13 protein-coding genes, 1 tRNA gene and 1 pseudogene are annotated in these 18690 nt (G+C 62.3%); 2 read left to right on the top strand and 13 right to left on the bottom strand.

Features of this window, described 5'->3' with window-relative positions:
- Positions 1-5 precede the first annotated feature (5 nt).
- The 6 genes from pqqB to J3B00_RS00290 form a co-directional block, all read right to left on the bottom strand.
- Positions 6-917, bottom strand: coding sequence for a pyrroloquinoline quinone biosynthesis protein PqqB (gene pqqB / locus J3B00_RS00315; protein ID WP_209861848.1), 912 nt, complete (start codon positions 915-917; stop codon positions 6-8).
- 89 nt (positions 918-1006) lie between these two features.
- Positions 1007-1078, bottom strand: coding sequence for a pyrroloquinoline quinone precursor peptide PqqA (gene pqqA / locus J3B00_RS00310; RefSeq protein WP_003243383.1), 72 nt, complete (start codon positions 1076-1078; stop codon positions 1007-1009).
- Between the two features lie 159 nt (positions 1079-1237).
- Positions 1238-3577 (bottom strand): pyrroloquinoline quinone biosynthesis protein PqqF, encoded by a 2340-nt coding sequence (gene pqqF / locus J3B00_RS00305; protein ID WP_209861845.1) that lies wholly within the window; start codon positions 3575-3577, stop codon positions 1238-1240.
- Between the two features lie 151 nt (positions 3578-3728).
- The gene (locus J3B00_RS00300; RefSeq protein WP_209861841.1) at positions 3729-4526 is read right to left on the bottom strand and encodes a carbon-nitrogen hydrolase family protein; all 798 of its coding nucleotides are present in this window, start codon (positions 4524-4526) and stop codon (positions 3729-3731) included.
- 14 nt (positions 4527-4540) lie between these two features.
- Positions 4541-6223 (bottom strand): NAD(P)/FAD-dependent oxidoreductase, encoded by a 1683-nt coding sequence (locus J3B00_RS00295; protein ID WP_209861838.1) that lies wholly within the window; start codon positions 6221-6223, stop codon positions 4541-4543.
- A gap of 249 nt (positions 6224-6472) precedes the next feature.
- The gene (locus J3B00_RS00290) at positions 6473-6934 is read right to left on the bottom strand and encodes an Lrp/AsnC family transcriptional regulator (protein WP_209861835.1); all 462 of its coding nucleotides are present in this window, start codon (positions 6932-6934) and stop codon (positions 6473-6475) included.
- Between the two features lie 296 nt (positions 6935-7230).
- Between J3B00_RS00290 and J3B00_RS00285 the strand changes: the two genes are divergently transcribed.
- Entirely contained in the window at positions 7231-7914 is a 684-nt protein-coding gene (locus J3B00_RS00285; RefSeq protein ID WP_209861832.1) for a glycosyltransferase family 25 protein, read from the top strand.
- Here J3B00_RS00285 and J3B00_RS00280 read toward each other — a convergent pair.
- The 6 genes and pseudogenes from J3B00_RS00280 to rpsU all read right to left on the bottom strand — a co-directional run.
- Positions 7911-8099: pseudogene (locus J3B00_RS00280) on the bottom strand (DUF4172 domain-containing protein); the annotation flags it as partial. The gene J3B00_RS00285 and the pseudogene J3B00_RS00280 sit on opposite strands and share 4 nt — an antisense overlap.
- A 250-nt stretch (positions 8100-8349) precedes the next feature.
- Positions 8350-8426: transfer RNA gene (locus tag J3B00_RS00275), tRNA-Ile, on the bottom strand.
- Positions 8427-8441: 15 nt separating this feature from the next.
- Entirely contained in the window at positions 8442-12185 is a 3744-nt protein-coding gene (locus J3B00_RS00270) for an EAL domain-containing protein (protein ID WP_209861829.1), read from the bottom strand.
- A 237-nt stretch (positions 12186-12422) separates the two neighbouring features.
- Complete coding sequence (gene rpoD / locus J3B00_RS00265) at positions 12423-14273, bottom strand: RNA polymerase sigma factor RpoD (protein WP_209861826.1); 1851 nt, start codon at positions 14271-14273, stop codon at positions 12423-12425.
- Positions 14274-14340: 67 nt separating this feature from the next.
- Entirely contained in the window at positions 14341-16323 is a 1983-nt protein-coding gene (gene dnaG, locus J3B00_RS00260) for a DNA primase (RefSeq protein ID WP_209874474.1), read from the bottom strand.
- Between the two features lie 280 nt (positions 16324-16603).
- Complete coding sequence (gene rpsU / locus J3B00_RS00255; RefSeq protein WP_003255575.1) at positions 16604-16819, bottom strand: 30S ribosomal protein S21; 216 nt, start codon at positions 16817-16819, stop codon at positions 16604-16606.
- A 204-nt stretch (positions 16820-17023) separates the two neighbouring features.
- On the opposite strand from rpsU, the gene tsaD reads away from it, so the two are divergent.
- Positions 17024-18049, top strand: coding sequence for a tRNA (adenosine(37)-N6)-threonylcarbamoyltransferase complex transferase subunit TsaD (gene tsaD / locus J3B00_RS00250; RefSeq protein WP_209861823.1), 1026 nt, complete (start codon positions 17024-17026; stop codon positions 18047-18049).
- A gap of 26 nt (positions 18050-18075) precedes the next feature.
- Here the strand turns inward: tsaD and plsY are convergent, their stop codons facing one another.
- Complete coding sequence (gene plsY / locus J3B00_RS00245; RefSeq protein ID WP_209861820.1) at positions 18076-18645, bottom strand: glycerol-3-phosphate 1-O-acyltransferase PlsY; 570 nt, start codon at positions 18643-18645, stop codon at positions 18076-18078.
- Positions 18646-18690: the final 45 nt, after the last annotated feature.

The raw sequence follows: 18690 nt of genomic DNA, 5'->3' as shown, positions 1-18690 counted from the left end.
GCCTCCTACAACTCGATGCTCATGCCGTCGAAGGCAACTTCGACGCCCCGGCGCAGGACTTCGGCGCGCTCGGGCGAGTCTTCATCGAGAATCGGGTTGGTGTTGTTGATGTGGATAAGCACCTTGCGCTGGCGGGCAAAGCCATCCAGCACTTCCAGCATACCGCCGGGGCCGTTCTGCGCCAGGTGACCCATCTCGCGCCCGGTACGGGTGCCGACGCCGCGCCGTTGCATTTCATCATCCTCCCACAGCGTGCCGTCGACCAGCAGGCAGTCGGCGCCGTGCATCATCTCCAGCAACTTGGCGTCGACCTGGCCAAGGCCTGGGGCGTAGAACAGCTTGCCGCCGGTGCGCAGGTCTTCGACCAGCAGGCCGAGGTTGTCGCCTGGGTGCGGGTCGAAACGGTGCGGCGAGTAGGGTGGTGCAGCGCTGCGCAGGGGGAACGGGGTAAACCTGAGGTTGGGGCAGGCGTCGATGACGAAGCTGCCCTCAAGCTCGATGCGGTTCCACTGCAGGCCGCCGTTCCAGTGGCTGAGCATGTTGAACAGCGGGAAGCCCGTGGTCAGGTCCTGATGGACCATGTCGGTGCACCAGACCTGGTGCGGGCAGCCTTCGCGCAGGCTGAGCAGGCCGGTGGTGTGGTCGATCTGGCTGTCGAGCAGGACAATCGCGTTGATGCCCGTGTCGCGCAGGGCGCGGGCTGGCTGCATTGGCGCAAAGGCTTGCAGCTGGGCGCGGATATCCGGCGAGGCGTTGCACAGGATCCAGTGCTCGCCGTCGTCGGAGAGGGCGATCGATGACTGGGTGCGCGCCGTGGCACGCAACGAACCGTCACGAAAACCCTTGCAGTTGACGCAGTTGCAGTTCCATTGGGGGAACCCGCCACCGGCGGCAGAACCGAGAATCTGGATGTACATGGCTATTCTCTATGCAAAAACCTAGCAAAAAGCGCTATCCGAAAACAACGACGCCCCGGCGGACCGAGGCGTCGAACCGCAAGCAATGCTTAGCGGTTGGCGAAGTACATGGTCACTTCGAAGCCGATACGCAGATCAGTGTAAGCAGGTTTGGTCCACATGAGATGACTCCTTCGGGATAGGTCTTGGGGGTTGTCAGCTACTTATTGGGTACCGCCTCGACGAGGAGGTTCCATTGGCTGGGATAGCGTTATCTTACAAGAAATTTTTGTACCGAAAGGTTAATTCTGCGAAAAGCGCCCTTACGGATCAGGTAACAATCAGCGCCACTGCTGGCTTGGCGCTGCGCTGGTGGCCAGACACAGCCAGCCATTTCTCGCGTTGAGCAGATCGAGGAGCAGGGCATCAAGCTGCGTTTGCCCGGTCTTGAGAATAGACCCGCGCACGCCGTCCAGATCGATTGCCTCTGTAGCCAGATATGTCTGCCATGCCCAATGGGCGACCTCGGCATTGGGCATGGCGCTCTCCGTGAACGTACTAGCCAGGGCCTGGCGAGCAGGGAGGTCGAGGGTAATGCCCGCCTTGAGCAGGTTGAGCAGGTGCTCGAGGATTTGCGCCGGAGTGGCGTGCGGGGATTGCACGCCAAACAGCAGGCCGCCGACCCCGTCGATCTGACGAAAGGCGCTGAACACGGCGTAGCCTAATTGCAATTCGACACGTAGACGTTGGTACACCGGCCCCTGCAGCAACTGCGCAAGCAGCCGCCCAGCGCCTTGCTGCGCCGCCGGCAACGGACAGAAAAATAGCAGTGCATGCTCGCTGCCCGCAGTATCGGCATGCACCCAGCGCCGGCCATGCCCAGACTCTGTAGGAGCGGCCTTGCGTCGCGATTGGGCCGCACAGCGGCCCCACGATTGCGCGCCCAGCACAGCCCCCAAGGCTGCCTGTTGATGACTGTCGAAGCCGACAGCCAAGCCTTGCCAGTCGGCGTTTTGCCAGACCTGATCAAGCACCGTCTGATCTAGCCCACGTGAGGTTGAGGCCAATGACTGGGGTTGCGAACCGGTGAGAGCCTCTGGAAGTTGCTTGAGCAACGCCCTGATCGGTATCAGCGGTGGCGCATTCGGTGCAGGCGCAGCCCAGCTGTCGCCTTCCGGCGTGCGCAGTCGCTGCAGCGCCTCGTCCAGAGTGCGAATCACGGCTGCGGGCAGGCCTGCACAACGCAACTGCCAGTGGTCGCCACTGGCGCTGAAATCAAGCTCGACCGAGGCCCGCTCAGCGCGCTCGGCCAAGGGCCGCAATGCGTGTGTGAGAACGCCGTGCAGGCGCGCTCGCTGAGGGCTGGCGATGGACCAGCGCAGATAGACCACCGCGAACTGGCGTGAACTCGGCAAGCAGTCAGTGACCGCAAGGCCAGTCGGCAACGCTGCGGTTGCGCCAGGCAAGTCGCTCTGCAGCAGCGGATCGGCGGGCGGCAACTGCCATTGGCCGGGAGTACCAGGCGGCAGGCTGTCGAGCAGCGCTTGGAAGGCGCTCAAGCCCTGCTGGTCGAGTGGCCCGAAAGCGCGTCCGGTGCTGTCTTGCCTGGCCAGCTCCAGCGCGCTCGCGGCTTGCTCACGGCTGCGTTGCAACTGGCCAAACTGCTCGTTCAGGGCATGAGCGTCGGCCTGGCGGATGAAGCTCAACCAGCTGTCGAGCAACTCGCGAACTTCGCGCTTGCACGCCCCTTCGCGCAGTTGCAGGCGCAGGTGCCAAAGCAGTTGGCCGGCAAATTCGTGCAGGGCCTGTGCCTTGTAGTCCTGCAGCCAGCCCCGTTGGCGCAGCGCCGCCAACCAGCTTCCCGGTCGGCTGTCGCCCAGATAGGCAAGCAGCAGCTCTATCGCCTGATCTGTGCCCTTGGGAAGGTGCTCGTGGGCAAACAGCAGTTGCAGGTGTCCATTGTCACTGGCAGGTTGGATCAACGGTCCTTCCAGCAAGGCCGGGGGTGATGCCTGAGCGGCCGGCGCGCCGCTGGCGATCAGTTTGCCGAACTGGCAGGCGATGGTTTCCAGCGCGTCCAGTGGCTGTGGGCCGCACAGGCTCAGGTGCATCTGCCCGCCCTGGTAGAAGGTCTGGTGAAAGGCCGCGAGTGCCTGCTGGAACGCGGCGCTGTGCACGGCGAGGGTATGCCGGTTGCCGGCATGAAAAGCGCTTAACGGGTGCTGCGCTGACACGGCCTGGAGCAGGGCGAATTGCGTTTGCGCTTCTGGGTTGCGTGACCAGGCGATGAACTCGGCGTGGATCACCTCGCGCTCGCGGCGCTGGCGTTCGATACCCAGGTCGGGCTCGGCAAGCATCTGGCACAGGCGCTCGAGGCCGCCGGCCAGCGCTGCAGGTGGCACCTCGAAGAAAAAGTCGGTGGTGCGCTCGCGGGTGCTGGCATTGACCTGACCGGCCACACCCTGAACGTAACGCATGAGGCCGTCGGCCAGCGCAAAGCGCTCGGTGCCGAGAAAGAACAGGTGTTCAAGAAAATGCGCCAGGCCAGGCCATCTGGCGGGTGCGTCGTGGCTGCCGGCGTGCACCCGCAGGGCCGCTGCCGCGCGTTTCAGGCGAGGGGCGTGGCGCAGGGTGAGCTGCAGGCCATTGGCGAGGGTCAGGTGGCGGATGGCGTCTGGCATGGGGGCTCCGGTGTGGCGAAGCATCATGCTAGCGCATATGCGTGGATGTGGCGGTGGCTGATCCGGCCTCTTCGCGGGGCAAGCCCGCTCCTACGAAGTTGCGCAGGTCCTGTAGGCGCGGGCTGGGCCGGCGAAGAGGCCAGCAACGATTTCAGCCTTGGCGAAGCTGATGCAACTCCCGGCGCAGATCGCTCAGGTAAGGAAACGCCTCGCGCCCCTGAATCACCCGCTCGCGCTCAATGTCGGCCGACAACTGGCATTCATCCCGCCCTGCCATCGCCAGCAGGCTGCCATCAGGGGCAATGATACTGCTCTGCCCGCAATACTCGATTTCACCCTCCGCCCCACAGTAATTGGCGTAGACCAGGTAGCACTGGTTCTCCTGCGCACGCGAACGCACAGTGACCTGGCAGACGAAATCATACGGCGTCATGTTGGCGGTCGGCACCACGATCAGCTCGGCGCCGGCCAGTGCCAGGCGGCGGGCGTTCTCCGGAAACTCGATGTCGTAGCAGATCAGCAGGCCGACCTTCCAGCCGTCGAGATCGACCACCGGAAAGTGATCGGCGCCAGCACTGAACATGGCCCGGTCGAGCTCACCGAACAGGTGGGTCTTGCGATAGTTGCACAGGCTGCGGCCATGCGCGTCGATCAACTGCACACTGTTGTACAGCGCGCCGTCTTCGCCGCGCTCGGGGTAGCCATAAACAATGGCGATACGATGCGCCTGGGCGATCTCCACCACCGCCATCGCCGACGGCCCATCTTCCGCTTCCGCCAGGCGCTCGACCTGGGCGCTGCCGATGTTATAGCCGCTCAGGTACATCTCGGGGCACACCAGCAACTGCGCACCGCGCGCCGCTGCCAACTGCGCCTGATGCTGCAGGCGTTCGAGGTTGCCAGGCACGTCCAGTGGTCTGGGCGCGCCTTGGAACAGAGCGATGCGCATGGCGCCTCCTTGTTTCAGTCGGCCAGGGCGATCGGCCCGATTTCATGGAACACGTCGCCTGGGCCGGGGTTGTCCGAGTGGCTCTTGCCACCAAAGTGATTGATGATACCCCACACGGCATTCAACGACGTCTGCACCGCGCCCTCCACCCAGGCTGGGGTCCATGACACATCGTCACCGGCGATGAATATGCCGCGCTGTTCACTCGGCAGGTCGTCCTGCATGAAGTGCGCGTACATGCGCTGGTTGTAGCGGTAGTGGCCCGGCAGGGCACCCTTGAAAGCACCGAGGAAGTACGGATCGGCCTCCCAGGAAATGGTGATCGGGTCACCGATGATATGCCCGGCGATGTCGGTTTTCGGGTAGATCTTCTTCAGCGCGTCGAGCGCCAGCTGTACGCGCTTCTCCACCGGGTGCGGGAGCATCTTCAACGCATCGCTCATCCAGGCGTAGGACAGGCAGATCACCCCCGGTTTGTGATCACCGTTGTCGAACAGGTAGGTGCCGCGGGTGAGGCGGTCGGTCAGGGTCATGCTCATCAGGTCGCGACCGGTCTGCGGGTCCTTGTCCTTCCAGAACGGCCGGTCGACCATGACGAAGGTCTTCGACGACTGCATGTAGCGCGTGCGGTCCAGGGCCATCCACATCTTTTGTGAGAACAGCGATTCTTCGCAGTCGATCTGGGTGGTCAGCAGCCAGCTCTGGCAGGTGGTCAGCACGGCTGCGTAGTGCCGGCAGTTACCCCAGTTGTCGGTGACTGCCAGGCGGCCATCGCTGGCCCGGGCGATACGCTTGACCCCGGCTTGTGGCGCGCCGCCGTGCAGGCTGCTCAGGCTGGTACCGGCCGGCCAGTGTGCGCAGCGCTCCGGCACATGCCGCCAGATGCCCTGCGGTACTTGCTCGACGCCGCCGACGATCAGGTGCTGGTGGTCATCGCAGTTGGTCATCACCACGCGGAAGATTTCCAGCATCGAGTTGGGGAAGTCCGAATCCCAGCCGCCGGTGCCAAAGCCCACTTGGCCAAACACCTCGCGGTGCTGAAAGCTCAGCTTGGCGAAGGCTTTCGAGGTAGCGACAAAGTCGTAGAAGGTGCGGTCGTCCCACAGCGGCACCAGGGTGTTCCACAGCGCCTTGAGGCGCGGCACATCGCGGTCGCGAATGGCCTGCTGGATATCGGCGAAGCGCGCTCCGCTTTCGAGCGCGTCGGCCCAGGCGTCGGCCACTTCCTGAAACAGTGCTGGCAGGTCTGAAGCCTTCTCGGCGTAATAGGTCTGGCCTTCGAGGTCGATCACCGTGCTGGGCGAGGCCGGCGTCAGCGGGTTGGGGAAGGGCTTGGTCTCCAGGCCCAGCTTGTCGACGTAGTGATAGAACGCCGTGGACGACACGGGGAAGCGCATGCCGCCCAGTTCGGCGACGATCCCGTCGCTACCGTTGAACGCTTGCGAGCGCAGCCGGCCGCCCATTTTCGACGCCTCGTAAACCACCGGCTTGAGGCCCAGCTTCATCAGCTCGTAGGCCGCTACCAGGCCGGCGATCCCGGCGCCGACGATCGCGACTTCTTCACCATGGCGCTCGGCCGGGATGCTGCCCAGGCCAGCGGGGTGCTCCAGCCAGTCGTCGAAGGCGAATGGGAAGTCAGGGCCGAAGATGGTGATCGGCTGTTTACCGTCGGCGGGGTGGCGATTGTTGTTGTTCATCGAGTGACCTTGCCAGGGGCTGCGCGTGGGGCGGAGCCTGAGTATAGGAAATGCCTGGGGTCATTCTAGGGAGTGGAGAGTTCGTTATTAAGTATCAATTTGTAGTCTAAAGTTGGTAAGGCTGGTCGATTCGACGAGGTTATTGATCAAAAGTTTGGTGCAGTGGTGCGTGAGCCGTCCTCTTCGCGGGTCGAGTCGGATCGCGAAGAGGCAGCCACTGCCTCTAACAGTCTGAATAGACGCGACCAGTCAGCCCGGCTGGCCGCGATCTACCTTGCTGCTGAGAATGATCGAGGTGGTGGTCTTCTCCACCCCCTCGAGGCTGCCGATCTGGTCGAGCAGCTGATCCAGTTGCTCGGGCGAATCGGTGTGCAGCCACGCCACGTAATCGAACTCGCCGCTCACTGCGCACAATTGCTGGACCTGACCCATGGCACTCATGCGGCGCACCACGTCCTTGCCGGCGCGCGGCTGTACCTTGATTCCCACATACGCCTGCAAACCACCGCCGATCAGGCGTTGGCCCAGGCGTACGCCATAACCGGAGATGATTTTGCTCTTCTCCAGCCGTGCCAAGCGTGAATTGACCGTGGTACGCGCGATACCCAGATGGCGGGCGAGCGTCGCCACGCTTTCACGCGCGTTGATCTGCAGCAGGGCAATGAGCTTACGGTCGATTTCGTCGAGGGCGATGGGGCGGGCGTCCGACATGGCGAGTCTCTTCAATGGGCGGCTCTAGCCTAGTCATCTCGGCCTATGGCTGGCAAGTTTGCCTGTTTCAGCGCACTGAGCTGGAAACGTCGACTTTACAGCCACGCTTGCGCGAAACCTCCCATATTGAGTACAACGTGTTACAACAAGCCCGACGGGAAGCAGTAATGTATTCCTAATGTCTGCGCCCGCCTTCAAATCGTGATGCCGGACATGAATGGTCGACATAATGAGTCCTGCGAAATGCACATGCCCAGTGCCTTCGCAGCTCGCATCTGTTTCGAGAGAACAAAGGGATGAGCAAAGCCAAGGACCTCAGCCGTCTGGCGATCGACGGCGTATTCTGTATCAGCCTGAAGGAACGCAACGACCGTCGCGAGTTATTGCGCCGCGAGTTCGCCGGCAGTGGGCTGGAGATCGAGTTCATACTGGTGGAGCGAGACAATGAGAGCCCGGAGCGGGGCTGTTTTGACTCGCACATGAAGTGTGCCCGCACGGCGGTGGAGCGCGGCTATCGCCGCGTGCTGATTCTTGAAGACGACGCCACCCTGCTGGCGTTCGAGCAGATTCAGGTCGAGCAGATCAACCGGTTTCTCGAGCACAGCGATCCCGAGCTGTTCTACCTGGGCGCAAACCTGGGTAAGGTCTGGTTGACCTGGCGTCGTGGAATTGCGCGCGTTCGGGCCCGCGGCACCCACGCCTACATTGTCTCCAATGGCGGCTGCAGACGCTTGTTGCAGCAGTCGACCTACAGCGGGACTGCCATCGACCGGATTCTTTCCGAGCGCTTCAGGGCCTACATGGCCTTCCCGATGCTGAGCCAGCAGCAGCCCGAAGAAGTCTCTTCCAGCGATATTCTGCGTGCCCGTTCCAGCGACGGCACCGCAGCAGATGCAGCGTTCTGGCGTGACAACTGGCGCCGGCAGTACAGCCAGGCGGTGCGTAATGTTGGCAAGACCCTGCTGTTGCGGGATCTTTAATCGGCGCCGTCAGTTGCTGTTGTACTGTCGGGCCAATTGATCTGATAGCGGGTGCTGCGGCCGCCACCTGGCAAACGCATCAAACAACCTTTTTCCAGCAGATCGCTCAGGTGTCGGGTCGCAGTTGCCTTGGACACCTTCGCCACCGCTTGGTATTGAGCGGCATTGATGCCATCGGCAAAGCCGCCCCGCTGATGGGTGGCGGTAGTTTGAAATGCACCTTGGGCCGGTAGATGCGCCCATTCAGCGTGTTGCCAGATCGAGATCGGTAGGGGCTTGAGGCTATCCAAGATACGTGAGCCGAATAATCAAGCTAATCGGCTCATTTGGTGAGCCGATGAGCTTGATTATTCGGCTCATCGTCTAGTTGGGACTAGCCGGCTGCTTGAGGCAGAAACAACAAAGCCGCGCTGATGCGCGGCTTTGTTGTGTGTTTGGTGGGCCCACACGGACTCGAACCGTGGACCAAAGGATTATGAGTCCTCTGCTCTAACCAACTGAGCTATAGGCCCCAGGAGGTGGCGCGATTATAACGAGGGTTTTGAACGGGTGCCATCCGAAAGATCCGATAGTGCTATGCGAAGAAAGCTCGTGGCGAACTCTGCCGCAGGCAGCGGCAGGCTGACGATGTAGCCCTGGATCTGCTCACAGCCTTCTGCGGCGAGGAATTGCTGCTGGGCGAGGTTCTCCACGCCCTCGGCAATGATCGTCAGTTGCATGCTGCGGCCCAAGGCGATGATGGCGCGCGCAATGGCGGCATCGTGCGGGTCGTCGGGCAGTCCGCGGATAAACGACTGGTCGATCTTGAGGATGTCCAGCGGCAACCGCTTGAGGTAGCTGAGGGACGAATAGCCTGTGCCGAAGTCATCGATCGCCAGTTGCACACCAAGCTGTTTGAGCTGATGCAGCACGCTCAGGGCCTCCTCGGCCTGGCTCATGATGAAGTTCTCGGTGATCTCCAGCTGCAGGTCACCGGCTTGCAGATGATAGGTCTTGAGCAACTGTTCGATGCGTTTGGCCAGGTTAGGCTGGCGCAGCTGGGCGCCGGCGAGGTTGATCGACAGCGGGCCAAAGGATTGATAACCGGTCTTCCAGCTGTGCATCTGACGGCAAGCCTGTTCCAGCACCCAGTCGCCGAGCTGGAGGATGGTGCCGTTCTCTTCGGCCAGGTGAATGAAGTGCTCCGGTGGGACTTCGCCCAGGCTTGGGTGGCTCCAGCGGATCAACGCTTCGGCGCCGACCAGGCTTTGCGTCTTGAGGCTGAACTTGGGTTGGTAGCACAGGCTCAGCTCGTTGCGTTCAATGGCCCGGCGCAGTTCGTGTTCCATGGCCACGCGCACGCTGGCCTGGGCGGTCAGGTCACGGGTGTAGGCTTCGACCCGGTTGCGGCCCTTGGCCTTGGAGCGGTACATGGCGGCGTCGGCGTTGCGGATCAGGCTGGCGACGTCGCTGCCATCCTGTGGATACAGGCTGATGCCGATACTGGCGCTGGTGAAGAACTCGTGTTCGCCCGCCTGGAACGGCGCGCTGAAGCAGGCCAGCAGTTTGTTGGCGATGGCGCTGGCGTCACTGGGTTTGTGCAGGCCGGGCAAGAGAATGATGAACTCGTCGCCGCCCAGTCGGGCCACGGTGTCGACGTCGCGCACCTGCTCTTTGAGGCGCTGGGCAATGCCTTTGAGCAGGAGGTCGCCAACCGGGTGGCCGAGGCTGTCGTTGATGTGCTTGAAGCGGTCGAGGTCGAGGAACAGCACCGCGCCCTGGCGGTTGGAGACCTGAGAGCAGGTGAGGGCGGCTTGCAAGCGGTTTTCGAACAGTGCGCGGTTGGGCAGGCCGGTCAGCGGGTCGTGGTGGGCCTGGTAGTCGAGCTTGGCCTGGGCGTGCTTGAGGCTGGAGATATCGGCAAATACCGCGACGAAGTGGGTGATTTCGTGTTCGCTGTTGCGCACTGCGCTGATGGTCAGCCAGCCGGGATAGAGTTCGCCGTTCTTGCGTTTGTTGTTGATCTCGCCTTGCCAATGGCCTTCGGCGGTCAACTGGTGCCACATCGCGGCATAAAAGGCGCTGTCATGCTGGCCCGAGGCGAGCAGGCGTGGGGTCTGGCCAAGGGCTTCGATTTCGCTGTAGCCGGTGATCTCGCTGAAGGCCCGGTTGACTGCGCTGATGCGCTGTTCGGTGTCGGTGATCAGCACGCCTTCGGCGGTGTTCTCGAACACGGTGGCGGCCAGTTGCAGCTTTTCTTGCATCAGGTGACGTTCGGTGATGTCGCGGGCAATGGTCAGCATGCAATCGACCCCTGCAATCGGCAGCGGGCGTGCCGACACTTCACACAGGCGGATCTGCCCGTCACTGCGGCGGATATGGCAACTGAAGTCGCGCACGAAGCCATCCTGGCGGAGCTTGTCGATCATCCGCCGGCGTTCGTTCAGGTCGACCCAGATGCCCAGGTCGAGCGAGGTCTGGTCGACGGTGGGGTTAAGGTCATAGCCGGTCAGGCGGCAGAAGCCTTCGTTGACTTCGATCAGCAGGCCATCGCTCTGGCGCGACAACAGCAAGCCGTCGGGCGAGGCATGGAAGGCCTTGGCGAATTTTTCTTCAGAGGTCTGCAGCTGTTGCTGGGTTTCCTTTAGCTGACTGATGTCGCGAACCGCTACCACCAGGGCCGGAGTACCATCGAGGTCGAAGGTTTCAGCCGAGGTCAGGCCGGTGAACAGTTGGCCATTGCTGCGCCGGAAGCTCATTTCCAGGTTGCGCACGCCGCCACGGTTCAGGCGTTCGAGCAAGGCGGGACCGGTACCGCTGACGCCCCACAGGCCTAGCTCGGTGGCCGTGCGACCGACCACTTGGGCAGGGCTCAGGCCAATCTGCTCTTCAAAGGCTTCGTTGACCTCGAGCAGGCAGCCGTCGCTGTGCCGGGCGATCAGGAGGATATCCGGGCACTGCTGGAACACCGAGGCGAACTTCTGTTCAGAGAGGCGCAGGGCATCTTCGGTGTGCTTGGTCTCGCTGATATCGATCATCAGGCCGCGCATCAGTGGCCGGTGACCCTGTTCGATCATGCTGACGATGTTGCGCACCCAGAGGGTCTGGCCATCGGCGCGGATCACCCGGTAGTCAAGGCTGTGATCGCGGCCGGCGGCGGTTTCGCTTTCGCAGTAGGCCTGGGCCCAGAGGGCGTCCTCGGGGTGGAGGATACTGCGCCAGAACCCTGGTTTGAGCCATTCGTTGAGGGCAAAGCCGAGCAGGCCTTCGGCGTGGGGCGAGACGTAGCTGTAGGTGAAGTCGTTGGCGTCCGCCTCCCAGGCGATGGCGGACAAGCTCTCGACCAGGCTGCGGTAGTGATATTCACTGCTGCGCAGCTCTTGCTCGAGGGCGATGCGCCGAGAAATCTCCGAGCTCAAGCGGCGATTGACGCGCATCACCGCAGCAAGAATGGCCACCAGCAGCAGCACCCCCGGCAGGCCATAGAGCAGCATGTCGTGCCAGAAGCTCCGTTGGTCAATGACGTTGCCGACCCAGCGCTGCTGGATATCGCTGATTTCGGCGCTGCTCATGTCGGCCATGACTTTGTCGAGGATGCCCACCAGCAACGCGTTGTCACGCGGCACGGCCATGGCCAGTTGGTAGCGGTAGGGTGTTTCGCCGCTGACGTAGAGGCCGTCCAGCTTGAGCTGGCGCAGGCTCCAGATGCTTGAGGCGAGGTCGCCGACCACCGCGTCGACGGCATCGGTGGCGAGCGCCTGCAAGGCGGAGCTGACATTGGGCAGGGCGACCAGGTTGAGGTCTGGGTGATGGGTGCGCAGCAGTTCGTGGGGGGCGTAGTTTTCCACCACGGCGATCTTCAGGCCGTACAGGTCTTTGAGGGTGCGCGGTTGCTTACCGCCTTCGTGGGCCAGGATGACAATCGGGAAATCCAGGTAGGGGCGGGTGAACGACAGGTAGCTCTGGCGCTCTGGGGTCGACATGATGCCGGGCAGCAGGTCCAGCTGATTATGCCGGGCCTGCTCGAGTACCTGGCCCCAATTGGTCGGCTCGATCGGCTTGAGCGTGACACCGAGGCGCTCCTGGATCACGGCGATGTAGTCGGCGGCCAATCCCTGGTAACGGCCGTCCTGATCGCGAAATTCGAAAGGGGGCCAGGATGCATCAACACCCAGGCGCAGCTGAGGGTGCTCGCTGAGCCAGGCTTGTTCTTGATCGGTCAGGGTGAGGGCGCCGGCAGTTGCGCTCCAGGTGAACAGGATCAGCAACAGAAGGGCCGGCAGTGTCGGCATAGCGGCCTCTCGGTCAGATGGTCTGAACTCGAGTGTAGTCGGGCATTGTGAAGGGCGTTGAGGGAAGTTGGTTTGTGTTGGCTGGGTGTGCCTCTTCGCGGGGCAAGCCCGCGCCTACAGGGGCGGCGCAACCTTCAAACGGGTGAGTCAGCGGGCTTGCCCCGCGAAGAGGCCAGCCTAGCCCAGCAACTCGAAAGCGAGCCCAAGAAAAACCCCGGCCTGGGCCGGGGTTTGTCATCACTCGTCGAGGAAGGAGCGCAGATGCTCGCTCCGAGTCGGATGGCGCAGCTTGCGCAGCGCCTTGGCTTCAATCTGACGGATCCGCTCACGGGTCACGTCGAACTGTTTGCCAACCTCTTCGAGGGTGTGGTCGGTGTTCATGTCGATACCGAAACGCATGCGCAGCACTTTGGCTTCACGTGCAGTCAGGCCGCCAAGTACATCGCGGGTGGCCTCTTTGAGGCTTTCGACCGTGGCAACGTCGATCGGGGACTGCATGGTCGAGTCCTCGATGAAGTCGCCCAGGTGCGAATCTTCGTCATCGCCAATCGGCGTCTCCATGGAGATTGGCTCTTTGGCGATTTTCAGCACCTTGCGGATCTTGTCCTCAGGCATCTCCATGCGCTCACCGAGCTCTTCCGGGGTCGGTTCGCGACCCATTTCCTGGAGCATCTGCCGGGAAATACGGTTGAGCTTGTTGATCGTCTCGATCATGTGCACCGGAATACGGATGGTGCGCGCCTGGTCGGCGATCGAGCGGGTGATGGCCTGACGGATCCACCACGTAGCGTAGGTCGAGAACTTGTAACCGCGACGGTATTCGAACTTGTCCACCGCCTTCATCAAGCCGATGTTGCCTTCCTGGATCAGATCGAGGAACTGCAGGCCACGGTTGGTGTACTTCTTGGCGATCGAGATGACCAGACGCAGGTTGGCCTCGACCATCTCTTTCTTGGCGCGGCGAGCCTTGGCTTCACCGATCGACATGCGACGGTTGATGTCCTTGATTTCCGCGACGGTAAGACCGGTCTCGGTTTCAAGGTCGACCAGCTTCTGCTGGCAGGCAACGATCGCGTCGTTCTTTTCGCCCAGTGCTGCAGCCCACTTGGTGCTGCGCTTGGAGAGGTCACCGCTCCAGGTCTGATCGACTTCATTGCCCGGGAACAGGCGCAGGAAGTCGGCACGCGGCATGCGAGCGTCACGGACGCACAGTTGCATGATGGCGCGTTCCTGCTGACGCAGACGATCCAGGGCACCGCGAACGCGCTCGACGAGCACTTCGAACTGCTTGGGTACCAGCTTGATCGGCATGAACAGGTCAGCCAGCACCTGCATGGCACCAATGCTCTCGGCGTGGCTGCGGCCGTGCTTCTTCAGCGCCTTGAGGGTGACGACGAGCTGGTCGGAAACCGCGCCGAAGCGCTGTTGGGCAACGACAGGATCCGGACCACTTTCGGTCTCTTCCTCTTCGTCGTCACCGTCCTTTTCCTCTTCCTCGTCTTCCGCCTCTTCCTTCGCGGCAGCGGCCTTGGCGCCAGGAATCGGCACCTCTTCGGTCGGTGCGGCGATGTTGTCATCAGGGTCGATATAACCGCTGAGGACATCGGACAGGCGACCACCTTCGGTGGTGACTCGATCGTACTCGCTGAGGATGTAGTCGACGGTACCCGGGAAGTGAGCGATAGCGCCCATGACTTCACGAATGCCTTCTTCGATACGCTTGGCGATTTCGATCTCGCCTTCGCGGGTCAGCAGTTCGACAGTACCCATTTCACGCATGTACATGCGCACCGGGTCGGTCGTACGGCCGATATCGGTCTCGACGGCGGCCAACGCTGCGGCGGCCTCTTCGGCTGCGGCTTCGTCAGTGTCGGCTTCCGCCAACAACAGGGCATCCGCATCCGGAGCAGTCTCGAATACGTTGATCCCCATGTCGTTGATCATGCGGATGATGTCTTCCACCTGTTCAGGATCTGAAATATCCTCAGGCAGGTGGTCGTTGACCTCCGCGTAAGTCAGGTAACCCTGCTCACGACCGCGGGTGATCAACTCTTTGATACGAGATTGCTGTTGCGCTTTTCCGGACATAACACCCTATCCACTGAAGGTCTTGGCGGGCAAAAAACAAGCCGAGGATTATACCCGAGCTAGGACCTCACGCGCCAGATGAGGTCGGGTTTTGTGCGGGAACATTACGGCTCAGCAGGGCCAAAAGCTGAGATTTTTCCTCTGTACTCAAGTCACTTTGACGTGCTTTGCGCATCAGATGTTCCAGGCTGCGCTCGCGTTGGCGGGCGGACAAGCTAGTAATGGTGTCGAAAAACTGTTGTTCAAGGTTGTCGGCATCGATCAGCCATTCCTTTTCGGCCAAGGCACGCAGCAGGCGGCCTTGGTCAGTACCGTGCCAGCGTGCAATCAGCTGCATTGAGCTTAGCTTAGGATTCTTCTGCGCGGCTTCGATGAGGGCCACGAGCAATTGGTTGTAGACGTGTTCTTCATCCGCGAAGTGGCTGGCGTCTTCGACCTTGCCGGCCAGTAGCGGGTGGTGCAGCAGGGTGCGCAGGGCCGACAGCGTGGGCGGTTCGACCGGGGCCGGAACGCGCGGTGGCGCTTCACGCTGACCGTCGCGCTGCCAGGGCTTGCCGCCCTTCTTGTCCCAGGGTTTTTTCTCCCACTGCTTCTTGCCGCCGCCCTTGTCGGGCGTCCACGGGCGCTGCTCCTGGTGCCCGGCGCCGTAGTCGGGCTGATAGGCGTCGGCATGCTCGGGGGTGTAGCTGGCCATGGCATCGTAGTCGTAGCCAGGGTCGTAGTCCGGCACGCTGGCGGGTGGTGCGCTCTGTGCGAGCTGCTCCACCTGCTGGGTGTCCAGGCCTGTAATTTCCTTCAACCGATTGCGCATCAACTGACGCAGGTTGGCGCCCGGGATCTTTTCGATCAACGGTGCGGCCAGGGTCACCATGTGTGCCTTGCCTTCGAGCGAACGTGGGTCGGCTTCGTTGCTCAACTGCTCGAAGAAGTAGTCCGCGAGGGGTTGCGCGTGCTGGTTGATGCGCGCCTGGAAGGCGTCGGTGCCTTCGGCGCGCACCAGCGTATCCGGGTCTTCGCCTTCGGGCAGGAACAGAAAGCGCGCGCGCCGGCCGTCTTGCAGGCTCGACAGGGTCGACTCCAGGGCGCGCCAAGCGGCCTTGCGTCCGGCCTGGTCGCCGTCGAAGCAGAACAATACGCTGGGCACTACGCGGAACAAGCGCTTGAGGTGCTCTTCGCTGGTTGCCGTGCCCAGGGTCGCCACCGCGTTGCGCAGGCCTTGCTGGGCCAGGGCGATGACGTCCATGTAGCCCTCGACGACGATGATCTCGTCGAGATTGCGGTTGTGCTTGCGTGCCTCGAACAGCCCGTACAGCTCCTGGCCCTTGTGGAACACCGGGGTTTCCGGCGAGTTCAGGTACTTGGGCTTGTCGTCGCCCAGGACCCGGCCACCAAAGGCGATGATGCGGCCGCGGCTGTCGCGGATCGGGAACATTACCCGGTCGCGGAAGCGGTCGTAGCGCTTGCCGCTCTCGGCGTTCTCGATCAGCAGCCCGGCGTCGATCATGACCTTTTGCTGCAGGCTGTCGGCGCCCAGGTGTTTCATCAGGTTGTCCCAGCCGGGCGGGGCGAAACCCAGGGCGAAGTCGCGGGCGATTTCGCCCGACAGGCCGCGGCCCTTGAGGTAGTCGACCGCGGCCTTGCGGGTGGGATGGCTGCGCAGCGCCTGGCGATAGAACTCGGCGGCGGCCTCCAGCAGCGGGTACAGCGGCGAATCGGTCGGCTGGCGGGGTTTCTGCCCTCGCCGGCCTTCTTCGCGGGGGACTTCCATGCCAGCGGTGCGGGCAAGGTCTTCGACGGCCTGGGGGAAGTCCAGGTTGTCATGGTCCATGACGAAGCCGAGCGCGTTACCCCCGGCGCCGCAGCCGAAGCAGTAGTAGAACTGCTTGTCGGGGCTGACGGTGAAAGAGGGGGTTTTTTCTTTATGGAACGGGCAGCATGCAGAGTAGTTCTTGCCAGTCTTTTTCAGCTGGATGCGCGAACTCACCACGTCGACGATGTCGGTGCGGTTGAGAAGGTCGTCAATAAAACTCTGGGGAATCAGCCCGGCCATGGCGGTCTCGTCATCTTGCAACAGGCAAGTCTAATCGCTAACGCAGGGATGCGGAGAGGTGATGCGGGTATAGCGAGGGGAGTGTGCGCGTCGCCAGCCACAAGGGCTCGTCAGACAGGGACGGCACTACTGGTCCAGGACCAGTTCTGACGTGTAAAGACAGCATGCCAACTGCTTATCGCAGCGAGCGCCTCGGGCTTGCACCTGAGGTGTGTAACAACCGCTGCCAGCGGCCCGGCGTTAACCGGGCAGGGCAGAAGCTTTGTGACGAACGTCTGTATTAGTACAGACGAACGGCACGGCGCTGTTCGCGCTGTACTTTCTTCGCGTGACGCTTGACTGCAGCAGCAGCCTTACGCTTACGCTCAGCGGTTGGCTTCTCATAAAACTCGCGGCTACGCACTTCAGCCAGTACACCGGCTTTTTCGCAGGAGCGCTTGAAGCGACGCAGAGCTACGTCGAAGGGTTCGTTCTCTTTTACTTTGACGGCTGGCATCCAGGGCTACCTTCATTCGTTACCGGGGTAGACGTACTCCTGACAAAACAAAGATGCGCTGGAGAACGTCGGTTTTCAAGGGTTGCGGATGTTAACGCTTAGCTAGCCGGAATGCAAAGCCTCTGATCGAAAACCGCTGGTCGGCACTGGACACGGGGACTATCATGCGCGCCTTCGAATTCAGCCTCAACAAGGCACGGACCCATGCTAGTACTGGGATTGGAAACATCCTGCGACGAAACTGGCGTCGCATTATACGACAGTGAGCGCGGTCTGCGGGCCGACGCGCTGTTCAGTCAGATCGACCTGCACCGCGCTTATGGCGGCGTAGTGCCCGAGCTCGCCTCTCGCGATCACGTCAAGCGCATGCTGCCGTTGATTCGCCAGGTGCTGGATGAGGCCGACGCAGTCGCCACTGACATCGACGCCATCGCCTACACCGCGGGTCCTGGCCTGGTCGGCGCCTTGCTGGTGGGCGCTTCGTGCGCCCAGGCAATGGCATTCGCCTGGGATATTCCGGCGATCGGTGTGCACCACATGGAAGGTCATCTGTTGGCGCCGATGCTCGAAGAGCAGCCGCCGCAGTTCCCGTTCGTCGCTTTGTTGGTGTCCGGTGGTCATACCCAGCTGGTCCGGGTCGATGGCATCGGTCAATACCAGCTCCTTGGCGAAAGCCTGGATGACGCCGCCGGCGAGGCGTTTGACAAGACCGCCAAGCTGATCGGCCTGAACTACCCCGGTGGCCCGGAAATCGCGCGGCTGGCGGAGCAGGGTGTGCCTGGGCGGTTTGTCTTCCCGCGGCCAATGACTGATCGCCCGGGCCTGGAATTCAGCTTCAGTGGCTTGAAGACCTCGGCGTTGAACACCTGGAACAAATGCCGCGCCGTTGGCGACGATACCGAGCAAACCCGTTGCGATGTGTCGCTGGCGTTCCAGCAGGCGGTGGTCGACACGTTGACCATCAAATGCAAGCGCGCCCTCCAGCAGACCGGCCTCAAGCGCCTGGTCATTGCCGGTGGGGTCAGCGCCAACACTGCGCTGCGGGCCTCGCTGGAGCATATGCTCGCGGGGATCAAGGGCAATGTGTATTACGCACGGCCCCGGTTCTGTACCGATAACGGGGCGATGATCGCTTACGCCGGCTGCCAGCGGCTGCTGGCCGGGCAGCAGCAGGACCTGGCGATCAGCGTCCAGGCGCGCTGGCCGATGGAACAATTACCGCCGGTCTGAAGCTGAGCGCGGATAACCCGATCGGCTCAGAAATGTCGTTCGCGTCCAGCAAACAGGTCGCGTAGATTGCTGCGGTGGCGCCAGACAATCAGTATCGTCAGTGCGGTCATCGGTAGCAGGGCCTCAGGCTCGCGCCAGGCCAGCAGCGGCAGGGTCAGCGGCGTCGCGATCAGCGCGGCCAGGGAGCTGGTGCGGGTCAGGTAGATGGTCAGCAGCCAGGCGCCGATGGCCAGCAGTGCAGCCGGAAAGTACAGTGCCATGAGCATGCCGGCGGCAGTCGCCACGCCTTTGCCGCCCTGGAAGCGAAAGTACACCGGAAACATATGGCCGATCACCGCGCACAGCCCGATCCAGGCTTGCGCTTGCAGGCCGAGGCCGGCGAGGTGGGCGAGCAATACCGGCAACATGCCCTTGCACAGGTCGCCCAGCAGGGTCAGGATCGCCATCTTGCGGCCTGCCAGGCGCAGCATGTTGGTGGCGCCGGCATTGCCCGAACCGCTTGAGCGCGGGTCGGGGGTGCCGCTGAGCAGGCTCAGGACAATGGCAAAGGACAGCGAGCCAAGCAGGTAGGCGAACAGCGCCAATAACCAAAACATGCTAACTATTCCGGGCGAGGACGCCCTGATTCTAACGGCGCCAGT

Origin of the sequence: Pseudomonas sp. BP8, assembly GCF_017875955.1 — a bacterium.
Lineage (GTDB): Bacteria > Pseudomonadota > Gammaproteobacteria > Pseudomonadales > Pseudomonadaceae > Aquipseudomonas.
This window is presented reverse-complemented; position numbering and strand designations above follow the sequence as displayed.